The sequence below is a fragment of the Polaromonas sp. UC242_47 genome (assembly GCF_044452385.1).
Classification (GTDB): domain Bacteria; phylum Pseudomonadota; class Gammaproteobacteria; order Burkholderiales; family Burkholderiaceae_C; genus Polaromonas.
This window is the reverse complement of record NZ_JBIOAO010000002.1, coordinates 110,765-131,400: the sequence shown is the minus strand read 5'-3', so window position 1 is coordinate 131,400 and position 20,636 is coordinate 110,765. Positions and strand designations below refer to the sequence as shown.

The window sequence follows — 20,636 nt, the reverse complement described above, 5'->3', positions numbered from 1 at the left end:
GCTCAGGCGGCCTGCCGGGCCTGGCCATGCTCCAACTGAATAATCAATTCCTTGACGATGCCGTACATCACCGCGCGGTCCCGCGTCGGATGGTCGGCAAACTGCACCACGGTGCTGCCTATGCTGGCAAAACTGGGCTCGCCGGCCAGCCCCGGCGCCTGGCCAAAAGACACCGAGAGGCCGTAATGGGTCATCAGCGGCCCGCAGGCCTGCCAGTCACGCGTCCACTGCGGCAAGGCCTGGGCGTTGTCCCACAAGGTGCCCGCGCTTTCATAACATTCTTCAATATGCTGGTGGCCCAGCAACTGCGCCAGATGCCGCTCTTTGGCGATACAACTGCGAAAGTACTCCTGGTCGTTCATACGCATGGCGGTGCCCCTTGGTCGAGTCCAGCAAAACCCAGCCCCATGGTAAATCCGAATCAAGCCGGTGGGTAGCGCCAGCAGGATTCCTCCCCGGCGCCCGCTCTGAGACAATCGAGCCATGTTTGCTCCCCTCCAAAACGACACCTTTTTGCGCGCCTGCCTACGTCAGGCCACCGATTACACCCCTGTCTGGCTGATGCGCCAGGCCGGGCGTTACCTGCCCGAGTACCGCGCCAGCCGCGCCAAGGCCGGCAGTTTCATGGGCCTGGCGACCTCGCCGGACTACGCCACCGAAGTGACCTTGCAGCCGCTAGAGCGTTACCCGCTGGACGCCGCGATCCTGTTTTCCGACATCCTGACCGTGCCCGACGCCATGGGCCTGGGCCTGAGTTTTGCGCTTGGTGAAGGCCCGCGTTTTGCCACGCCGGTACGCGACGAAGCCGCCGTGGCCAAACTCGAAGTGCCGGACATGGACAAGCTGCGTTATGTGTTTGACGCCGTCACCTCCATCCGCAAAGCCCTCAATGGCCGGGTGCCGCTGATCGGTTTTTCGGGCAGCCCCTGGACCCTGGCTTGTTACATGGTGGAAGGCGCGGGTTCGGACGACTACCGCCTAGTCAAAACCATGTTGTACCAGCGCCCCGACCTGATGCACAAAATGCTGGCCATCAACGCCGATGCGGTCGCCACCTACCTGAACGCCCAGATCGAGGCCGGCGCCCAGGCCGTGATGATTTTTGACAGCTGGGGCGGCGTGCTGGCCGACGCGGCTTTCCAGACCTTCAGCCTGGCGTATACCCAGCGCGTGTTGCAGCAGCTCAAGCGCAGCCACAACGGCGTGATCATTCCGCGCTTGGTGTTCACCAAAGGCGGCGGCCTCTGGCTGGAAAAAATGGCCCAGCTGGACTGCGAAGTCTTGGGCCTGGACTGGACCGTGAACCTGGGCCAGGCCCGGGAGCGGGTCGGCGGCCGCATGGCACTGCAGGGCAACCTGGACCCGAATGTGCTGTTTGCCAAGCCGGACCAGATCGAGACCGAAGTAAGCCGCGTGCTGGACAGTTTTGGCCAGCCCCACATGGACGCAGCCAGCACCGGACCCACCCATATCTTCAACCTGGGCCATGGCATCAGCCAGCACACGCCGCCAGAAAGTGTGGAGGTGCTGGTGCGCGCCGTGCATGCCTATTCCCGCCAGATGCGGACGGGAACGCCGCATTAACACAGCGGCATGGGCTGCCATTAGCACAAACCCCGACTCGGCCCGGGGACTTATTCACAAAATTCTTGCTGCGGTGCCGCAATCAATGATTCACAGGCAAGATAGCGCTATCAAAGCCATAGCGCCTCTAAGTGCTTGATTCATATAGGATTTTCAAACTGCTTTTTTAGCGGGCAATTTAAGCAAAGCCTTGATCCATAAGGCCCCGGCGCGGTCCCGGAGCAACCTATCAACAAAGTTATCCACAGAAATCTTGGATTAGTTCAAAGCGTTTTTAAATCAAGCACTTACGGCGATTTCCCAAAATGATTCTGAAGACTCACCCCTAACAAGCCCCTGTGCTTGACCGATTGCCCCACCCCCACATGACTTATTGGCTCAGCATTGTTGTCGCGACCCCGGCCCACAGCCGGGTGGCGGGGGCCTTGACTTATGCCAGCGAGTGGCCACTTCCGCCGGGAAGCCTGGTGCGGGTGCCGCTGGGCAAACGTGAGATCCTGGGCGTGGTCTGGGCGGCCCTGCCGGACAGCGGCGACCTGCCGACTGCCCAGGCCAAAGCCGTGCTGGGCGCATTGGACGGTTTGGCGCCGTTGTCGGCCACTTGGCGCCGGCTGGTCGGGTTTACCGCCAGTTATTACCAGCGCTCCATCGGCGAGGTGGCGCTGGCCGCGTTACCGCCGCAATTACGCGAATTGAGCAGCGTGCAACTCACGCGCCGGCTCAAGCGGCCACGGGCAGCCGTTGAGGATGCGCTAGATGCTACCAATCTGATAGCGCTTAGCGCAGAGCAGGAAAGGGCCATTGCCGAATTTGATGCCGATACCCGGCCGGCGCTGCTGTTTGGCGCCACCGGCAGCGGGAAAACCGAGGTTTACCTGCGCGCCGCCGCCCGAGTGCTGGCCGACGACCCCAGCGCCCAGGTGCTGGTCATGGTGCCCGAGATCAACCTGACGCCGCAGCTGCAAAGCCGGTTTGAAGAACGTTTTGCCCACCTCGGCAAAGCCCAGGTGGTGGCGCTGCACAGCGGCCTGACGCCGGCGCAACGCCTCAAAAGCTGGCTGGCGGCCCACGCCGGCCAGGCCCGGCTGGTGCTGGGGACGCGTATGGCGATTTTTGCCTCGCTGCCGAATTTGCGCCTGATCGTTGTCGACGAAGAACACGACCCCAGCTACAAGCAGCAGGAAGGCGCACGGTATTCGGCGCGTGACTTGGCGGTTTACCGCGCGATGCTGGAGAGTTCGCCGGACAAGAACGCTGGAGATACCCCTGCGAGCGAAGAAAAACCGGTGGCCAAAACCTGTCGTGTGCTGCTAGGTTCGGCCACGCCATCGCTGGAAAGCTGGCAGGCCACGGAGACCGGGCGTTACCAGCGCCTGACCATGAACGACCGTATAGGCGGTGCGGCCCAACACGGCCAGTTACCCACGGTGCGGCTGGTCGACATGAACCACCAGCCCAAACACTGCACCATCGCGCCGCCCTTGCTGGAGGCAATCGCCCAGCGTATCGCGCGTGGTGAGCAGTCGCTGATTTTCCTGAACCGCCGGGGTTACGCGCCGGTGCTGGCCTGCCATGACTGCGGCTGGAAAAGTGAATGCCCGCACTGCAGTGCCTTCCGGGTCTTCCACAAAATCGACCGCACCCTGCGTTGCCACCACTGCGGTTTTACCGAAAGGGTGCCGCGCGCCTGCCCGTCCTGCGGCAACATCGACATCGCGCCGCTGGGCAAAGGCACGGAGCGGCTGGAGGAACACATCGCCGAACTGCTGGCCGGCGGCGATCACCCCGTGACGCGGCCAGACGGCAGCCCGCTGCGTATCGCCCGCATCGACGCCGACACCACACGGCTCAAGGGCGCGCTGGAGTCCCAGCTTGCGAGCGTGCATGCCGGCGAAGTCGATGTGTTGGTCGGCACGCAGATGATTGCCAAGGGCCATGACTTTCGCCACATCACCCTGGTCGCCGCCATCAACCCCGACGGTGCCCTGTTCTCCAGCGACTTCCGGGCACCGGAGCGCCTGTTCGGCCTGCTCATGCAAGCCGCTGGTCGCGCCGGGCGTGACGCCGAACGCGGCGCCGCCAGCGAAATGTGGGTGCAGACCTTCCATCCCGAGCACCCGCTGTTTGGCGCCCTGAAAAAACACGATTACCCGGCCTTTGCGGCGCAGGAACTGAAAGAACGCGAAGCCGCCGGCATGTCGCCCTTCGGCTTTTCCGCCCTGGTACGCGCCGAAGCCCGCACACAGGACGTGGCGCAAGGCTTTTTGAACGCCGCCGCCGAAGCCGCGCAGTTGCAGGCGCTGCCGCAACATGACCAGGTCACACCTTACCCGGCCGTGCCCATGACCATACAGCGCGTGGCCAATGTCGAACGCGCCCAGATGCTGGTGGAAAGTAGCTCGCGCGCCGCGTTGCAGCGTTTTCTGGCGGCCTGGCAACCGGTGCTGCACGAAACGCGGCAACAAGCCGAATTCAAAAGCCTGATCCGCTGGGCGATTGATGTGGATCCGTTGGCGATTTGAGCGGTGGGTAGGCCATTTTTGAGAGCCAGTTGATGACCTGTGCCGGCGCACGAACATCCACAATCCAGGCCTGCTTCAGACTGACACTGGTCATTCGATCTTCTAGATAGCAGTCGTTCAATGCCTAGGTTAATCGGCGGCAATGTGAAGCATTGACGTCCGCGTTGAATCGTCAGTTAGACCCGGGCAGTGACTCGCTTAAATGACGAGCGGTTTTGTTTGCCATGGCTTTACTTGGTCACTCATTCTTCCGCAAAACAAGTCGTTTCGGATGTCGTTGGATATGTTGAATGCCGGGACGTAAAAGGAACTGGGATCAGGATTTACTAGCGAAATATCAAAGTGCTGAGTGAAAAGCCCAGCCAAAGAACTGTTTCCCTCGGTCAAGGGGAAGGGGCTGTGTCGTGCGCAAAACATTGCAACAACTGCGGCGATAGCGTGCAAGCAGTTTTCCAATGTCGCATCTGCAAAGTGCTGCTCTCTGTCATGCTTTGTTTTGTTGTATGCGTTGTACCAAGGCAATGATTGGGTTGGGTTGGACGCGTTCCATCGAGAAAATGGCGCTACCGAATACGAATTGCTGATTAGCTTGCAGCTGACTGAAAATTCCGACAGACGCAGCGGCGCCAGCAGCTTCACGTAATCATTGGTAGTGAATGTGCGGCCTACAGGTACGGCGTTAGCCAGCCGCATGTATTGAGCCCAAAGATTCTCTGCCTCCGTGCACGCAAGAATATGAAGCTCTCTGCATTTGTGCCCATAGGCTTGCAGACCTGTTCTGGATGGTTCGATATAAAGCAGGATTTCATCCAGCTTTTCAATGAGTATTCTCAGCGCTTGCTCTGCAGTGCGTTGAATATAGTCGTCTGTTTCAAGTGCTTGATGTATTTCTTTCTTGAAATACAAACCATGTCTCCAAACGCCAGCGACAACCTCTCCTGGGTCAAGCAGCATCGGCTCGCTGCTGGTAGCGCCAAAGACTCTCTGAGTCCAATCATCTAATGTTTGGCTTCCGGCTGGTTCGCTAGCTGTCAGGCCAGTAGATAGCACCCAAAGGCCTTCAGCTCTACCGTAGATATGGAAAAAGCGCCCGTTCGATTCATATGCGTATCCTCGTTGTTGATCAATGTGCACTGTGTTTACCCAGCCAGGAATGTGGGTGAGCGTGTTGGCGTAAGTAATGGCAGACATTTGTTATTCGCATTTGAAGAGGGTCTAACGTAACGCATATCGCAGGGTACTGCGATATGACGTGGCGACTCCAGCTAAAAAATTGGTATGTCGGCTTGTCTCATTTGGATCGTTTGCTCCATTAAAAATAGCGCGAAACCCGGTAGCTCGTAGAAAATGGCTCGTTCCACATATGAATTATTCTTGCCCAAACGTTGTGGTTTTAGCATTTCCCATTTGAGGAAACTGCCGAAAACTCACTCTCACTCACTGCGGTACGGACACTATTGCTAGATGAGCAACTCATCGGCGCCTAACGTACACCGCCCACGCCAGCAAGAGATCCAAGCCCTCAAGTCAGCCAGGCCACCGCCGCCGAGAAGCTGAAAAACGCCAGCACCGTTGACAACAAAATAATGCGCGCGATGCGGCCGTTGTTGGCGCCGAACTTCTCGGCCAGCAGCGAGGCATTGCTGGCGCTGGGCAAGGCCGCCACCAGCACAATCACCGTCAGCGCAAAGGGCTGCAGCGGCACACCCAGGGCGATGGCGCCCAGGCCGACAAGCCCCACCAGCAGCGGGTGTACCACCAGCTTGATCAGGGCCACGGGCACGTAGTCCTTGAAGGGGATCACTTCCACGCTATTCATTTGTGAGCGCGCCAAGACCGCGCCTATGGTGAACAGCGCCACCGGCGCAGCGGCATCGGCCAGCAGGCCCAGTGTCTGCAACACCGGCGCCGGCAGCTTTACCTGCAGACCGGACGACAGCGCGCCCAGCACAATCGACCAGGGCATGGGGTTGAGGGCGACACCACGCAACGCCTTGCGCGCCGCCACGCCGGCGCCGTGGCTGTCTGCCGAATCCAGGCGCGACAAGGCGATACACAGCGAGCTGGTCACCAGCAAATCGACCACGATGGTGACAATCGCCGGCCCGGCGGCCTGCGCGCCCAGCAAGGCCACCAGCAGAGGCACGCCCATAAAACCGGTGTTGGGGAACGCCGCCACCAGTGCGCCGAAAGACGCGTCGTTCCAGCCTATGCGGCCTGGCGGCCGGTTGCGCGTGACGGCCACCGTGAAGGCCACGATCAGCAGCGCGCACAGCAGGTAAACACCGAGCACGCCGAGGTCCAGCAATTGCGCCACCGGCGTGCTGGCGCCAAAGCGGTACAACATGCAGGGCAGCGCGAAATACAGCACAAAGCTGTTCAGGCCGGGAATCGCCGGCTGCGGCAACAGGCCGCGCCGCGTCGCCAGGTAACCGCAGAGCACCAGCGCAAAAAAGGGAAAGGTGACGAGAAGAATGCCTAACACAAAGCTTATTGTCGCAGCAGCTCTTGGCACGGCGCTGACTGGCTATGATGGCCGCTAGCCCGATTTTTTCCCGGGGGCCTTGTGCCCCCTCCTGCCGACTTCACGTTTTTTCCACGCCTCCCGCCTGCATGTCTTTTTCTCCCGCCTCCCCTGCCGCTCACGGACTCAACCTCGCCCAACAAGAAGCTGTCAATTACATGCACGGCCCCTGTCTGGTGCTGGCCGGTGCCGGCTCGGGCAAAACGCGGGTGATCACCCACAAAATTGGCCGGCTGCTGCAGGCCGGGCTGCCGGCGGCGAACATTGCCGCCATCACCTTTACCAACAAGGCGGCCGCCGAAATGCGCGAGCGCGCCAAAAGCCTGATTGGCAAGGCCGCCAAGGGGCTGGTGATCTGCACCTTCCATGCGCTGGGTGTGCGCATGTTGCGCGAAGACGGCGCGGTGCTGGGCCTGAAACCGCAGTTCTCCATCCTGGACAGCGACGACGTCACGAGTATTTTGAAAGACGCCGGCGGCAGCGTGGACGCAGCCACCGCGCGGCAGTGGCAATGGACCATCAGCGCCTGGAAAAGCCAGGGCCTGAACGCGGCCCAGGCCGAGGGTGTGGCCAACGGCGATGAAGAACGCCTCATCGCCCGCGTCATGGCGCGTTATGAAGAGCGCCTGGCGGCTTACCAGAGTGTGGACTTTGACGACCTGATCGGCATGCCGCTCAAGCTGCTGAAAGAACATGAGGCCGTGCGCAACAAATGGCAGCAAACCATGGGCCATGTGCTGGTCGATGAATACCAGGACACCAACGCCACGCAATACGAGGTGCTGAAGCTGCTGGTCGGTGAACGCGGACGGTTTACCGCCGTGGGTGACGACGACCAGTCGATTTACGGCTGGCGCGGCGCGACGCTGGACAACCTGAAAAAGCTGCCGGTCGACTACCCGACCCTGCGCGTGATCAAGCTGGAGCAGAACTACCGCTCCACCAGCGCCATCCTGCGCGCCGCCAACAACGTGATTGCGCCCAACCCCAAGTTGTTTCCGAAAACGCTGTTCAGCGAACTCGGCGAAGGCGAACCGGTGCGTGTGGTCGACTGCGACAGCGAAGAACATGAGGCCGAACGGGTGGTGGCGCGTATCCAGAGCCTGCGTGCCGGTGCCGAGTTGCAGCCCGCAGGCGCGCAATACAAGGAGTGGAAAGACTTTTGCGTCTTGTACCGCGCCAACCACATGGCCAAGCCGTTTGAAAAAGCCTTTCGCAAGGCGCAGATCCCCTACAAGGTCTCGGGCGGCCAAAGTTTTTTTGACCGCGCCGAAATCAAGGACTTGTGCAGCTGGATGGTCTTGATGATCAACAACGACAACAACGCGGCTTTCATCCGCTCGATCAAGACCCCCAAACGCGGCATTGGCCACACCACCCTGGGTGCCCTGAGCACCTTTGCCGACCAATACAAGCTCAGCATGTTCGAGGCGCTGTTCAGCCACTCGTTGAGCGCGGCGCTACCGGCCAAAGCGGTCGCCTCGCTGCATGAGTTTGGGCGTTACATCAACGACCTGGAATACCGCGCCAAACGCACGGTGGGCGCCGAAGACGCGCGCAGCTTCCTGAACGACTGGCTCAAGGAAATCGACTACGAAAAACACCTGTACGACGGCGAAGACAGCGAAAAAGTCGCCGCCGCGCGCTGGAACAATGTGATGGATTTTTGCGACTGGATGGCGCAGCGCTGCGGCGGACAGATTGACGACGCGGCTGGCGCCACCACCGCACGCGAAACCAAAACCATGCTGGAGGTGGTGCAGACGATTGCGCTGCTGTCGACCATCAGCGAACGCGAAGGCGACCAGAACGTGGTGACCTTGTCCACCCTGCACGCCTCCAAGGGCCTGGAATGGCCCCACGTGGTGCTGGCCGGCTGCAACGAAGGTCTGCTGCCCTTCAAGATGGAGGAAGACAAGGACGGCAGCAACACAGAAGACCTGGCGCTGCGCCTGCAGGAAGAACGTCGCCTGATGTATGTGGGCATCACCCGCGCCCAGCGCACCCTGGCGGTCAACTGGCTGCGCCGGCGCAAGAAAAACCGCGAGACGGTGGCCGGCATCCCCAGTCGTTTTATTGCGGAGATGGGCCTGGACAAAACCACGGTCAAGGAAGACCCGCGCGAAAAAATCAAGGCACTGCGCGCCGAATTTGCCAAACGTGCGGCCGACAGCGCCGCCGCCAACAGCCTGGCCGAGGCCGCCAGAGACGCCAGCCAGGCGGGAACCTAGTCATGACCTCATCCATCAGCACCCGGATCGCTCTTTTTTTTATAGCTGCTTGCGCCTTGTCCACCTGGGCTACAGCCCAAAACAACCCAAAGAAATCGACGCCAGCAGGCACCAACAACGTAGCCTGCCCCTCGGCCGCGCAGCTCAAACCGGTGCAGCTGTATGGCGCGTGGCGCGTGCACTTCAGCCAGCCGCCGGCCGGCCTGCCCGCCGATGCCACAATGCAGCTGGAGCGGCATGCCGAGTTCAGCGAGAGTCTGGCCGGCTCCGTCAGCCGTGAGCTGGGGGCCGCCGCCGGTAACCGCGCGGTGGCCGGCCATGCGCCCAGAGCCCAGTTGGCCGGCGATCTGGAGGACGGGTTTTTGACACTGGACGAATCCTCCAACGGCATCAGCATCACAGGCACCTGGAACGGTGAAATGGTAGAGGGATCATGCGGAAAAAAATTCAAGGGAACCTGGAAAGACACCAGCAGCAGCGCCCCGCCCGACGCGGCGGACGTGCCGTTCACCCTGGAAAGAAACCCGGGCTGGTGAACCTGGCCGCGCCCGCTGTGCACAAACTTTCCGCGCTGCTGGGCTTGAGCTTGCTGGCCGCCGGCCTGGCCCAGGCACAAACCGCAAGCAGCACATCGCCATCGGAGCACAGCCCCCCGGGCTGGCAGGCCTGCCAGGCCATGGGGTCCGATGCCACAGCGCAACTGGCCTGCTTTAAAAACTGGGCCGCGTCGCAAGCGCCGACCTCGTCAACGTCAACGGCCGCCTCCGCTTCGCAGCAACCCGACACAGCCACCGCCTTACCGGCCGTGCCGGTCGTTGAGGTCATTCAGGCCCAGGCGCCGGACGGCAAAAAGATAGGCTGCCGGGACACCCACTACAGCGAACTCTCACGCTTCTGGGAGCTGCAAAAAGGCAGCGACTGCGATACCTTTGCCCTGCGCGGCTACCGCCCCACCACCATGATGTGGATAGGCTCGACCAGCGTCAACAACCAGCCGTCCACCCCGTCGCCCGGCCACACCGTGAGTACGCCCTTCAACTACGAGCGCAATGAGACGCGGATACAGCTCTCGGTGCGCACCAAGGTGGCCAAGGGCTTGTTGACCTCGGCCGTCGACAACGAGGCCGAGAATGACTCCTTGTGGGTCGGTTACACGCAACAGAGTTATTGGCAGCTCTTCAACGGCGAGATCTCGCGGCCCTTTCGCACCACCGACCATGAGCCCGAGGTGATCTACATCTACCCGCACATGATAGATTTGCCGGGTGGCTGGAAATACCGCCTGAGCGGTCTGGCCCTGAACCACCAGTCCAACGGCCAGAGCCTGCCGCAGTCGCGCAGCTGGAACCGGGTCTACCTGATGGGTGCGGCCGAAAAAGACCTGGGCGGCGACGCCCGTCTGACCTTGCAGGGTCGCATCTGGCACCGCCTGCGTGAATCCTCGCAGAACGACGACAACCCGGGCATCACCGATTACATAGGTCGCGCCGAACTGGTTGGCGCGTGGCAGATCAACAAGATACACAGCCTGGGCATGACCGTGCGTCATTCGCTACGCTCCGAGGCGCGCGGCTCGGTCAAGCTGGAGTGGATGAAGGCCTCCACCTCCATTGCCAACAGCGCCGCCCTGCGTTACCACGTGCAGCTGTTCAACGGCTACGGCGACAGCCTGGTGGATTACAACCGCCGGCGCACCGTGCTGGGCATAGGCCTGAGCCTGGTGGACTGGTAACCCCGCGGCTGGCGCAACAGGCGTTCACGCCCTAACGCTCTGTTTTTGATAGCTGCTTGCGCTCACCACTAAAGGGCTGGGACTCTATTTCTCTTAAGGAAATCAGGCCGCAGCCCGCTCCGAGCACTCAGGTCGCGATGGCCGACACAACACCGTTAAACACGGAACCCACCGTTTTTTTGGTCGACTCTGCGTGGTGGTTTTTCGCATGGTCCAGCAGGCCCTGGATGTATTTTTTGTCCGAGCCCACGATGGGATTGGCGTTGAATTCGAAGCCCGAATCCCCGAGGTATTTTTTTCCATAACGTTTGAGGCGGGTGAAATACTGGGTGCCGCTGTCAAACTCTTTCTGCCCGATTTCCCCGATATCCGTGAACATGTTCTGCAGTTGCCACTGGCTGCCGCAAATGCCGGTGTTCAGCGTCAACATGGCGATGATGGGGCTGGCATTGCAGCCGCTCTGGTAGAACTTCTTGAAGGCGTCCAGGTCGTGGATCAGGCTGGTCTTGCTCTTGGCCGCGTTCTGGGTGTCGACCACCCGATGCCCGGAGTCATCCTTCTTGGTCAGCTTTCGCGCCAGCATGTATTGAACCCGCGCCTGCAGCAAAAACAGCTTGATGCTGGCTTGTTCGATCAGGCGCATCACAAACTTGATCACCCACTCCACCGCGGTGGCAATGGCGCTCACCAGGCTTTGCGCGCCGGGCACCGTGGCCGCCAGCGCCATTTGCACCGCCCCCTTGACCATGGTCCAGAGTCCGGAAGCGATGTCCATGGTCATGCAGCGTTCGATGCGGCTGGCCAGCAGGGCCGGGTGGCCTTCGGTGATGCGGATTTTTCGCCGCTCCAGCCAGCCCCCGACCTTCATCTTGATGGCCTTGAAGGATTGCGCCAGGCCGGTCAGCAGGTCCAGGCCGGCGCTGACAAAAGGCACGGCGGCGGCCGCGCATTTTTTCACGGTGAACATCACCAGGCCCTTGATCAGGCCGGCCCCGGCGGTAAAAGGAAACTCGCTGTCCTGCAGCAATTTATCCTTCAGCCAGTCGACAAAACTGCTCACCAGCGACACCAGCACATCAATCACCTTGCGCATCAGGTCGTAGAAAAACGCGCCCACCACCACGGCGCCGCTGACGGGTGCAAACGCAATCGCGGCCACCTTGTTCCGCCCCATCGCGGCCAGCGCCCGTTTGGTCAGCGGAAAGCCGCCATCACTTTGTGCGGACGTCGGAGTGGCGCTCAGGGGCCGCGGCGTGAGTTGCAGATAATTCATGTTGGCGACCGCGTGCGGCAACCCTTTGCCATTTCGCGTGTCCTGAAACGGCGCCGGCCCCAACACCGGCTTGCCGCCAATAAACCCCAACTGCCCGGGGCCCATCACCACCCCGCGCCGCCGTGCTGGCACCGGCGGCGCGCCCGGTGCCATGATGGCTTCGCCGGCTTTTCCGATGATGGGCAAGCCGACTTTGGAGGCGTAACCGAAGGCATCAGAAACGCTGACTTCTTCCTTCCCCACCTTGAAGGCCACCTTGTCCACCTTGTCCACGTCTTTCAGCTTGTCGTAGTTGGTGCCCAAGCCGCTGGCCAGGGCCCCGCCGACCGCGCCCACCCCTTCCAGCGTGATGCCCATGTAATCCATGTTGATGTCGATGTTGCCCAGCAGGTAAAGCACGCCATAACGGGAGTGCACATTGTCTTCCGCGATGCGGTTGCGACCTCTTTCCGTGATGGGGTCGGGCTTGTGCACCTGGCCGTAGATGAACTCCAGCAGGCCATTGCTGACCTTGTTTCTCTCGCTCTTTTTCCAGGACCCGCCATGCTCGCTGACATACTGCTGGAGCTTGTCCTGAAGCTCCTTGCGGTACATCTCCTCGATTCTTTCGTTCGGCTGGCGGCGGCTGTTGTACCAGCGCGTATAGGCCGCGTCGAGTTCCAGGGTCGTGTCACCGCGGCTGCTCAAGCGCAGCGAGGTCCGCTCCTTCCATTCGGCAGGGGTCACGATTGCAGGGACTTTTTTGGTGGCCATGGGAACTCCGGATCAGGTGAGTTGAAAATTCAGCGAAAACGACGTCGGCAGCGTGGACGACCGATGCGCCGGCGCAGTTTATTCGCGCGTTTCCTTGATGCCTAGTAGGGAAAAGTACCGGGCGATATCGCCCTCTTCGCGCACCACTTCCTGCATCAGGTCGGCCAGCGACATGCGGCCCCAGGTGACCGCACGCTGGACCAGATAGGGTGTCGGGCTGTGCGGCTCGGTTTTCTGCAGGTAGGCCGCCACGACTTCCAGCATGCGGTAAGCATCCTCGCGGCTCGCAATGGGACCGGAACGGGGCGCTAGCGCGCCAGCGGCAGCCTCTGGGGTCGGGGTCTGGGCATCCATGGGTTCATCCTCTGGCATTGGAAATGGAATTTCGGCGGCGGGCAGGCTGGTGGCCGGGTCTTGCGCGGGTTGCGGGTCGCGTCCGTCGATCAGGCTGACAACGGCTCGTTCAATGCGCCGCAACATTTCGCCGACCCGCGCCACGCTGGGCGCATTGACACGCATTTTGTCGTCGAGCAAGCGGGCCAGCCCATCCCATTTCGCGGCCGCATGCTGCAATTGCTCTTTCATGGCAACCAGGGCCAACAGGTTTTTACCGTTGGCGCTGCTGGTCAGGTCCTCGCGTGTCAGGGCATTGCCACCGGCAGGGCTGTCCGGTTTTTTGGCCTCGCCCTTCTGGTGATCGGCGATCAGCGCCTGGTCCCAGTCGGCCAGGCTGGCCGCCGAAGGCACACGATCCGGCACATGCAGCAACACCAGGTGCAGTTTCAAAGCCAGCGGCAGGTTTTCATTCATCCAGATGAAAGGCGCGGCGCGCGCATCATCGTCACCGTCTTCGATTTCCGGGTGTGCCGTGTCCCAGAAGTTTTCAACCAGGCCGATCAGCACATCCGCCGCGGCGTTGAAACCTTCGACCTGGTGCTGCCGGGTCCAGGACTCGCACAGCCAGGCCGCAACCTGGATGTCCTTGGAGCGGCTGCCCAGCAACTCGACACTCTTGGCAGAGACCGCCCGCCAGTCGGCCTTTTTGAGGGGACGCTCCCACTCGCCCATAGGCACACTGGCATCGTCTTCTTCCCGGGCTTGCCGGATGCCTAGGTACAACGGGTCATAACGCAGCGACGGCCCGGCCGGCGCCGCGCCGGGAATGGGCGTCAGCAAGGCGTGGATGTCGGGCGAAAAACTTGCGGATTCGTTCATGGTCATCACCCTTATTGCCCGCTGAATTCAGGTGCCCGGGTCGGGAAGGCCACAGGCCAGAACACCGGTGTACGTTTGCCCACCGGCGACAGGGCCACACGCATATACACCCGCGCACGGACTTCCTGCGGAGATGCCTTGGGGCTGTCCGGATTAACACTCAGCGGAAACTCCAGGCGCAGCAACTGGGCGCGGCCGTCGGCGCGACCGGCCGCATCCGGTTCGCGCTGGCGCTGGATCATGCGCACCAGCGACCAGGCATCGGTGAAGCGGTAAGACACGGTTTTGCCGTCGGCGTACATATGCGGCTGTTGCGGGTCGATGTTCGCGTTCACCGGCGAGTCCTTGGCCAGGCGCAAGGTCAGCGTGATCGGCGTGCCGGGCTCCCAGCGCAGCGGCCGCGGCGGGTCACGCAGCTTGAGGGTTTGTGAACCCACCTCCAGGGTCCAGTCAATCACCTTGTTGCCTTCGATTTCCGCCGACTGGTTGGTCCGGAACTCCACGGCCATGTCATAACCTGCCACGCTGCCCTCTTCCACCGGATACAGCGGCGCCATGAAAGCCCTGACGCGGTCAAATTGCTCGGCAAAACGGCGGGCCGCTTGCCCCCCCTGAACGTTGCGACTGCCGACGGCGCCGTCCTTCAGGGTGCGCGACAGACGCTCGGAGTTTTTGAGGACTTGGCCCACATCCTCGAAGTCGGCCTCTGGCGCATCCTTGGCACCCGGCACGGCAAAGGGCTGGCGGCCCGCCAACAAGCGGTTGAAATGGCCGGAGAAGCTGGCCCACAACTCCTGTTGCTCGCCCACACGCAACTCACCGCAACGCCTGAGCAAGGCGTTGTAAACCTGTGCATGGCGCTCGGCAAAATAGTCGGCCGGTCGCCCGCCCGGGGCTTTACCGGCCAATTTTTCGGAACAGTTCGCACGGTCGATGTCGGCGCCCACGGTCACCAGAAACTGCTCATAACCAATCAGGCTGCCGTTCGGGTTTTTCAGGCGGTAACGTTCCAGTTCGCGGTTGATCGCCTGCCAGCGCCGCGCCAGTTGGGCGTCGGCTGCGGCGCCATCCAGCGAGGCCAGGTAAATTTCCGACTGCCGGCCCAGGGTTTCGGCGCGGCTGAATTGCAGGGCCAGGTACTGCTGCATGCCTGCCGCATCCGGCACGCCAAAGGCATGCAACAAAGGCCCCCTATCACCCAGCCAGTAGCCAAAATCCCGACCGCGAATCGCGTAGAGCTCGGACTGGTTCAGGCTGTCGTCCACTTGCCGAAGCCGGGAAATCGCATCTTGCGAAATCAGGCTGCGCAGGTTGTCCGCCTTGCCTTTGGCGCCCAGTTCGGTCAGCAGCCCCTGCACCTTGATCAGGCGGCCGCGTGAGGCGTCAAAGGCCATCGCGTCCGCCACCGCGCCGGGATCGGTCTTGCCGCTGATCGACAAGGCTTCCAGGGCATGGTCGCTGGTCAAACGGGCAAACTGGGCATTGACAAAGGCCGCCACGCTGGGCCGCGTCGCGGGTGGAAACTTGGCCAGGCTGTCGCCCATGAAACGTTTGTGCGCCTCGCTCAAGGCGAGTGCCTGGTCCAGCTTGGTGGTGTCCCACACCAGAATGCTTTGCGCCACGATTTCCGGCACCTCGCGGTCGCTGGGCGGCACCATGAAGGACTGCGCCAACAAGCCGGTGAGCGCATCCCGCAAGGCCAGCCTGTCGGCGGACAAGACAAAACGTGCATCCTTCTCCTGCCAGACGATGCCGGACTGCCCCTCTACCCCGAAGCGGGTATAAAACTCGGCGTGGAATTTCTGAAACTCGGTCAGGGCATGCTGACGCGCCTGCTCGGCGGCCTCCGGCCCGAGCAGCCGCCTGGACTGGGTGATACGCATCAGCGCCGCGTCGTAGGCCGGACCCAGGTTCAGGCTGGACTGGCGCATCCAGCCCCCTTTGCCGGCGGCCAGCAGGTTTTCCTGCTCCTTGATCGCGCCCAGAATATCCTTGTGACCGCTGACGGTCTGGCTAAAGCTGGTGCTACGTGCGTCGGGGGAAAACAGCCGTGCGCTCTGCGCCGTCAGTTGGCGTTCGGACACCAGCAGGTCGTTGTCCGTGAACAAACGCTGATCCAGTGCGGCCACGCCTTTGGCCATAGCGCAGCGCACCGCCTGCTGGATGTGCATCACGCTGATGGCCGCCGGGGAAATACTGCCCGGGGCATCGCTGCCCCGGAAGAAGCGGATGCTCTGCGACATATTGCCCGGCAGCTCCGCACCCAGGGTGTACTTGACCAGCAAGCGAAGGTCGTTGGCTTCGTTCTGATTCGGCTTTTGCAGGCGAACCATGGACACAATGGCCTGGTCCAGGCGCTCCACCGCCGATAAATACTGCAAGGTGGCGGCGAACTCCGGCAAATCCTCCACCGCCAGACTGGCCTTGCGCGGTGCACCGGTGATGGCCAGGAAGCCGGCCGGTGCCGCGCATTCGCCGCCAATGATCAACTCGCCGGTACTGCTGTCCTGGGCCACGCCGGTCATGTCGGCTGCGCGCGCATACAACTCGCGCCTCAGGGTGCTGATGGCGATCTCGCCGAACTCGCGCTCGATGCGCTCGGCCACGCGAACGTCCAGCGTGTCAAAAATATCCCAGGACCCGGGCATGAAAAAGGTCCAGGCCTTCTCGGTCCCCAACTTCTCAATGGCGGCCAGCAAGGACAAGGTTTTCGCCCGGTACCAGTCCGAGGGGACGGCCTCGCCCCGTTCAATGGCGCGGGAGCGGTAACCGGCATCGGTCTCGATCTGCGTCAGGGCCCTGGCCAGTTCGGGGTTGCGTTTGCTCAACTGCACCGTGGCCACCAGCAAACCCACGCTCCAGCCGCCCAGAACCACCACCGCGCCCCAGCGCGCGGCGCGGCTGAGCGCGGGACGGCTCAGTTGCTGGCGCGATGGCCGGGCAACGCCATATTCCATGAAGATTTTTTTCTCGAAAAGATCTCTCAGGAAAGCCGGTTCGCGCCCCAGTTGCGACACCAGATCGGCCTGGGCTTCCTTGCTGTCGCCGTCCAGCGCCAGCGCGGCATCGATGGCGCCGGCTTTTTGCGCCGACTCGCTGCTGTCACCGGTCAGGTAAATGCCGCGAAAGAAAAACGGCTCGTGGTAAGCGCTGGGCCGCATCAGCTCATCCACATAGACCTGCAACTGTGCCCGGATCGCATCAATACGCGAGGGCAGCAGGAAAAACTTGTCCGTCTCGGCACTGACGGAATCCAGGGCAAACAGCTCGGCCGAGGTGTCGGACACGGTGCGTACCACGCTGTCCAATGCCTCGCTGACCCAGCTGTCCTGGTAGGTGGTGGACAAGTCGTAGGGCGAGGACCAGCCCAGGATGCCGGCCCGCATGGGTTCGGGCAAGGCCCGGGCAAAGGGCGAAAACCCTTCAATCTGGTCGCACCCCGAAACCACCACGTAGACGGCAAACCGCATGGCAAAACGGTTTTGCGCCAGCCAGAGCCGGCGATGTGCCAGCCGCGCCAGTTTGTTCAATTCCAGCAGCGCGTCCGGGTTGCTGTCCAGCAGCAAGGCCGCCGGCACGGTGATCACCACCGAGTCAAAAGGCCGCTGGGGGCGGTATTTGCGGCACAACCCGAGAAACTCGTCCCACGGTTTCTCGGTGGCGTCTTCATCGTCCGGCGAGCCCAGGTAGGAGCCCTGCATGTCAATGACAATGCCTTTGTCAAAGAAGTGCCAGGAGATGCCCTGGGTGGTGGCGGCAGAAGCGGCTTCGGAACTGAGCGCACTGGCAACGCCGGACTGTTCGATGGGCAGTTGCCGTTTGTCGTTGCCCTCGTTGAGCACCAGCACCCAGGGAATGCTGTAACGCTCGCTCCTGGAGGCAATATTGCCCTCGATCAGTTCGACCGCCTGGCGAAAGGAATTGCGCAGCGAGTCAAACCGCAGCCTGACAATTTTGGGGTCGCTGCCCGGCTTGGCGGCGGAACGGCGCATCGCGAAGTACAGCACCAGGCCTAACACCACCAGCACCAGCACAATCAAAATACCTAGCGACGCCAGGAACAGGTTATCTCTCAGCATCGCTGGCCTTTCGAGCTGGGGCTATGAAACGTCTTCATTTGGAAGCTTCTCCGCCAGCGGCATGTTCGCCCTGCAACACCTGGCGCACCGGCCACGACTGCCAGAGCCAGAGGATTTCCGACACGGCCAGCAAGCCCACCACACTCAGCAGGAACACCACGGTCCACCGGCTCAACGCCTTCATCTTGCGCGGCGCGATATGCGACAAGGTGCTGCCATAAGCGCGCTCTGACAACACCCGGTCCCGGCCAGCCAGATCGGGACGGCGCTGGTAAACAAACTGAAACAGCTCTTCGCGGTAGCCGGCAAAACGGTCGGTTTCGCCCGCCCCCCGGTACTTGCCCTGAAACCCCAACGCCAGCGCGGAGAGATACAGGCTCGCAATCGGGCGCAGTGAAGGCTCGCGGTTGGACAACAGTTGTTCTATCCGTTCAAACACCTGCTCGCCGGCCACACTGGTCCGGAACAACGCGGCCTCCAGCAAATGGGTGGTCCAGCTGTCGCGGCCTATCCATTGGGTGTTGAGCAAGACTTCATCGGCCAGCGCGGCTTTCAGGTAACGGGCATCGGCAATACTCTCGAGCTCAAACCGGTTGCCTTCGCGCTTGGATTCCAGCGTTTGCAACTCGATCAGGCTCTCCAGGTGTTTGCTGACATGTTGCGCGGCCAGATCCGGATCTGTTTCGCGCATCTCGATCGCACGTACCTGGGCCTTGGAGACTTCGTCAAAGAAAGAGCGAAACTGCTTGATCAGGTGATCGTCTTCCAGCTTGTCTCGGGTTTGGCGTGCCATCGTTTATTGCCTCCTGTTGTGAACGTCAGCCTTTGACAAAAAGAACCATTTCCTGCGGACGCTGCGCAGACGCACTTTCTGTGGAGTTGCTGACAATCAGGGGTTCATTCGCCAGCGTCAGCGCAGCGCTGGTCTGGATGGAAAACAGGGTGTAACCCGAGCTGGCCCGCACCCCCAACTCCTGCGCCACCTCGATGGGCGAACGCACAGCCCCCAGCACACGCCGCTCTCTCAGGGAGGCATAGGCAGACTGCGAGCCAACGATGGCGCCGTTCATCCAGGCGATCAGGTCTTTTTCAGGCTGGCCGCGCAAACCCACGACCAGTTGTTTGTCCACCCACTCGGGCAACAAGCTGATTTCGAAGGCGCCGTGGCGGTATTCAAACTTGTGCTCGCGGTATTCCTGGCTGATCTCCAGCAAAGAATCCTGCAGGGCGTCCAGCACCGGGTTCAGCACCAGCAAGGGATCGGCATGGTCGTACGCGGGGGGAACTGGCGGCAGGGCGCCGGGTTTGAGCATGCTCAGCGGGCCCAGCAAAGCACACAACGCCAGATACAGCGCATAAGGATGCAAGCTGGGCGTGCGCAACACGGCTTCGATTTGCGGCAGGCCGGTCATCAGGTTGCGCAGCCGCTCTCTTTGCTCCAGGTAGGCCAGCCGGTCTTCGGTTTTGGAGGACGGCACGGCCGTCTGTTTGGCCACAAACGCCGCCTTGCCGCGCAACTGGCCGACGAAGGCCGACACCCGGTCCCACAACGCACCTTCTTTCGGCATCTCCAGGAGCGGCGGCAGCGCATCGCCCATCTTGATCAGCTCGTTGTCCTTGTACACGGTGCCCAGGCGCAAACTGGTGTACAGACCCGAAGGCACGGGGCCGGCCACCAGCGACAGATTGGGCAACAGCCGGGGAACATCCGCCGGCATCGCCTCGGACACCTCATCATCCACCGGGCTGCTGGCCACGGAACGAAAGCGGGCCGGCGAACCCTTGTCGCGCATGCTTTTGGTCACCGGCAAGATCAGGTAAACGTTCAAAGGCCCGTGGCCCAACTCTTCGGCGAACGGGGCCAGGCTGAGCTCCAGCGTGCCGTGCAGGGCGTTGTCAGAAACATAACTGACGGACGTGCCGTCCGGCATGATGGCTTCGAGTTGCAGCACCCGCACAATGCCTGCCGGCAACAGGCCGGTATCAATTTTCAGGCGACGAACACCCCAGGCAAACGGGGCGGCCAGCAAGGTATGCCAGGCCACCAGGGAATCCAGCCTGGACGATGTTTGCTGGAAATGCTGGGGCGACAACAACATGCCTTCATGCCACTGGATACGCTCCTCGACCGGGAAGGACTTAAACATGAATACACCTCCTGAGGCCCGGGCATCGAAACACGTCGGCAGGACGGGGGGCATGAAATATGGATGCATCAAGTCTCCGCGGATTATTGGGTCTTCTGGGCTGAAACGGAAAACGAACGTGCGCCCAGCTGCACTAGGATGTCGCCCTGCATCTGGTCAACACGCACGCGATGCTCGCCGGGGGTCAGGTAGTCGGCAAAAAGGATCACGCCCACCAGACGCGAGGCACCAAAGGTGCTGGCGGGAAGTTTGAGTGTTTGGCCGGGAGCAATTTCCATGCTCTGGTAACTCAACCCTTCCGGAAAGGTCTTGCCCAGGTCTGCGCGGGAAGAGAACCACTTGGACGCCGACAGCGCCGAGGCCATGCCCAGCGTGGCATCGTCACGCAGCAGCACCACATCCAGTGCCACCGGGGTGTTCAGGTTGGCGCCATCGGCCGCGATGACTGTCATGCCATTCCAGTCCAGGCGATTGCCTTTGGCCATGAAAAAGTTGGCGACACTGCCCATGCTGCTGCAGGCCGACAAGCCCCCCAGCATCAGTCCTACTGCACAAATTTTTAGAAATTTCATCATC

Annotated in this window: 14 protein-coding genes; 5 read left to right on the top strand and 9 right to left on the bottom strand. The window is 61.6% G+C overall.

The window, feature by feature from the left end; genetic code table 11:
- Positions 1-2 precede the first annotated feature (2 nt).
- Positions 3-368 carry an aminoacyl-tRNA synthetase gene (locus tag ACHMXK_RS21360; RefSeq protein ID WP_397442691.1) on the bottom strand — a complete coding sequence of 122 codons (366 nt, stop codon included), beginning with the start codon at positions 366-368 and terminating at the stop codon, positions 3-5.
- A gap of 115 nt (positions 369-483) precedes the next feature.
- Here ACHMXK_RS21360 and hemE point away from each other — a divergent pair, with 115 nt between their 5' ends.
- Together hemE and priA are read left to right on the top strand one after the other, a co-directional pair.
- Positions 484-1,584, top strand: coding sequence for a uroporphyrinogen decarboxylase (gene hemE / locus ACHMXK_RS21355; RefSeq protein WP_397442690.1), 1,101 nt, complete (start codon positions 484-486; stop codon positions 1,582-1,584).
- A 365-nt stretch (positions 1,585-1,949) separates the two neighbouring features.
- Positions 1,950-4,106, top strand: coding sequence for a primosomal protein N' (gene priA, locus ACHMXK_RS21350; RefSeq protein ID WP_397442689.1), 2,157 nt, complete (start codon positions 1,950-1,952; stop codon positions 4,104-4,106).
- Between the two features lie 198 nt (positions 4,107-4,304).
- On the opposite strand, the gene ACHMXK_RS21345 is transcribed toward priA, so the two are convergent.
- Together ACHMXK_RS21345 and ACHMXK_RS21340 are read right to left on the bottom strand one after the other, a co-directional pair.
- Positions 4,305-5,297: a hypothetical protein gene (locus ACHMXK_RS21345; protein ID WP_397442688.1), complete on the bottom strand. Its 993-nt coding sequence runs from the start codon at positions 5,295-5,297 to the stop codon at positions 4,305-4,307.
- Between the two features lie 331 nt (positions 5,298-5,628).
- Positions 5,629-6,591, bottom strand: a complete 963-nt coding sequence (locus tag ACHMXK_RS21340) for an AEC family transporter (RefSeq protein WP_397442687.1) — start codon at positions 6,589-6,591, stop codon at positions 5,629-5,631.
- A 128-nt stretch (positions 6,592-6,719) separates the two neighbouring features.
- Here ACHMXK_RS21340 and ACHMXK_RS21335 point away from each other — a divergent pair, with 128 nt between their 5' ends.
- The 3 genes from ACHMXK_RS21335 to ACHMXK_RS21325 are packed head-to-tail and all read left to right on the top strand — an operon-like array spanning position 6,720 to position 10,593.
- A complete protein-coding gene (locus ACHMXK_RS21335; protein WP_397442686.1) occupies positions 6,720-8,861 on the top strand; it encodes a UvrD-helicase domain-containing protein in 2,142 nt (713 codons plus the stop codon).
- Between the two features lie 2 nt (positions 8,862-8,863).
- Positions 8,864-9,397: a hypothetical protein gene (locus ACHMXK_RS21330; protein ID WP_397442685.1), complete on the top strand. Its 534-nt coding sequence runs from the start codon at positions 8,864-8,866 to the stop codon at positions 9,395-9,397.
- 17 nt (positions 9,398-9,414) lie between these two features.
- Positions 9,415-10,593, top strand: coding sequence for a phospholipase A (locus ACHMXK_RS21325; protein ID WP_397442684.1), 1,179 nt, complete (start codon positions 9,415-9,417; stop codon positions 10,591-10,593).
- A gap of 127 nt (positions 10,594-10,720) precedes the next feature.
- On the opposite strand, the gene ACHMXK_RS21320 is transcribed toward ACHMXK_RS21325, so the two are convergent.
- The 6 genes from ACHMXK_RS21320 to ACHMXK_RS21295 all read right to left on the bottom strand — a co-directional run bounded on the left by ACHMXK_RS21320 (position 10,721) and on the right by ACHMXK_RS21295 (position 20,632).
- Positions 10,721-12,619 (bottom strand): hypothetical protein, encoded by a 1,899-nt coding sequence (locus ACHMXK_RS21320; RefSeq protein ID WP_397442683.1) that lies wholly within the window; start codon positions 12,617-12,619, stop codon positions 10,721-10,723.
- Positions 12,620-12,697: 78 nt separating this feature from the next.
- Positions 12,698-13,834, bottom strand: coding sequence for a type VI secretion system protein TssA (gene tssA, locus ACHMXK_RS21315; protein WP_397442681.1), 1,137 nt, complete (start codon positions 13,832-13,834; stop codon positions 12,698-12,700).
- A gap of 11 nt (positions 13,835-13,845) precedes the next feature.
- A complete protein-coding gene (locus tag ACHMXK_RS21310; RefSeq protein WP_397442680.1) occupies positions 13,846-17,913 on the bottom strand; it encodes a type VI secretion system protein in 4,068 nt (1,355 codons plus the stop codon).
- A gap of 34 nt (positions 17,914-17,947) precedes the next feature.
- The gene (locus ACHMXK_RS21305) at positions 17,948-18,706 is read right to left on the bottom strand and encodes a DotU family type IV/VI secretion system protein (RefSeq protein WP_397442679.1); all 759 of its coding nucleotides are present in this window, start codon (positions 18,704-18,706) and stop codon (positions 17,948-17,950) included.
- A gap of 25 nt (positions 18,707-18,731) precedes the next feature.
- Positions 18,732-20,060, bottom strand: coding sequence for a type VI secretion system baseplate subunit TssK (tssK, locus tag ACHMXK_RS21300; RefSeq protein WP_397442678.1), 1,329 nt, complete (start codon positions 20,058-20,060; stop codon positions 18,732-18,734).
- Positions 20,061-20,143: 83 nt separating this feature from the next.
- The gene (locus ACHMXK_RS21295; RefSeq protein WP_397442677.1) at positions 20,144-20,632 is read right to left on the bottom strand and encodes a hypothetical protein; all 489 of its coding nucleotides are present in this window, start codon (positions 20,630-20,632) and stop codon (positions 20,144-20,146) included.
- Positions 20,633-20,636: the final 4 nt, after the last annotated feature.

Excerpts from the sequence above, each read along its gene's own strand:
- ACHMXK_RS21360 (WP_397442691.1), bottom strand. The coding sequence starts at position 368 with ATGCGTATGAACGACCAGGAGTACTTTCGCAGTTGTATCGCCAAAGAG.
- hemE (WP_397442690.1), top strand. The coding sequence starts at position 484 with ATGTTTGCTCCCCTCCAAAACGACACCTTTTTGCGCGCCTGCCTACGT.
- priA (WP_397442689.1), top strand. The coding sequence starts at position 1,950 with ATGACTTATTGGCTCAGCATTGTTGTCGCGACCCCGGCCCACAGCCGG.
- ACHMXK_RS21345 (WP_397442688.1), bottom strand. The coding sequence starts at position 5,297 with ATGTCTGCCATTACTTACGCCAACACGCTCACCCACATTCCTGGCTGG.
- ACHMXK_RS21335 (WP_397442686.1), top strand. The coding sequence starts at position 6,720 with ATGTCTTTTTCTCCCGCCTCCCCTGCCGCTCACGGACTCAACCTCGCC.
- ACHMXK_RS21330 (WP_397442685.1), top strand. The coding sequence starts at position 8,864 with ATGACCTCATCCATCAGCACCCGGATCGCTCTTTTTTTTATAGCTGCT.
- ACHMXK_RS21320 (WP_397442683.1), bottom strand. The coding sequence starts at position 12,619 with ATGGCCACCAAAAAAGTCCCTGCAATCGTGACCCCTGCCGAATGGAAG.
- tssA (WP_397442681.1), bottom strand. The coding sequence starts at position 13,834 with ATGAACGAATCCGCAAGTTTTTCGCCCGACATCCACGCCTTGCTGACG.
- ACHMXK_RS21310 (WP_397442680.1), bottom strand. The coding sequence starts at position 17,913 with ATGCTGAGAGATAACCTGTTCCTGGCGTCGCTAGGTATTTTGATTGTG.
- ACHMXK_RS21305 (WP_397442679.1), bottom strand. The coding sequence starts at position 18,706 with ATGGCACGCCAAACCCGAGACAAGCTGGAAGACGATCACCTGATCAAG.
- tssK (WP_397442678.1), bottom strand. The coding sequence starts at position 20,060 with ATGTTTAAGTCCTTCCCGGTCGAGGAGCGTATCCAGTGGCATGAAGGC.
- ACHMXK_RS21295 (WP_397442677.1), bottom strand. The coding sequence starts at position 20,632 with ATGAAATTTCTAAAAATTTGTGCAGTAGGACTGATGCTGGGGGGCTTG.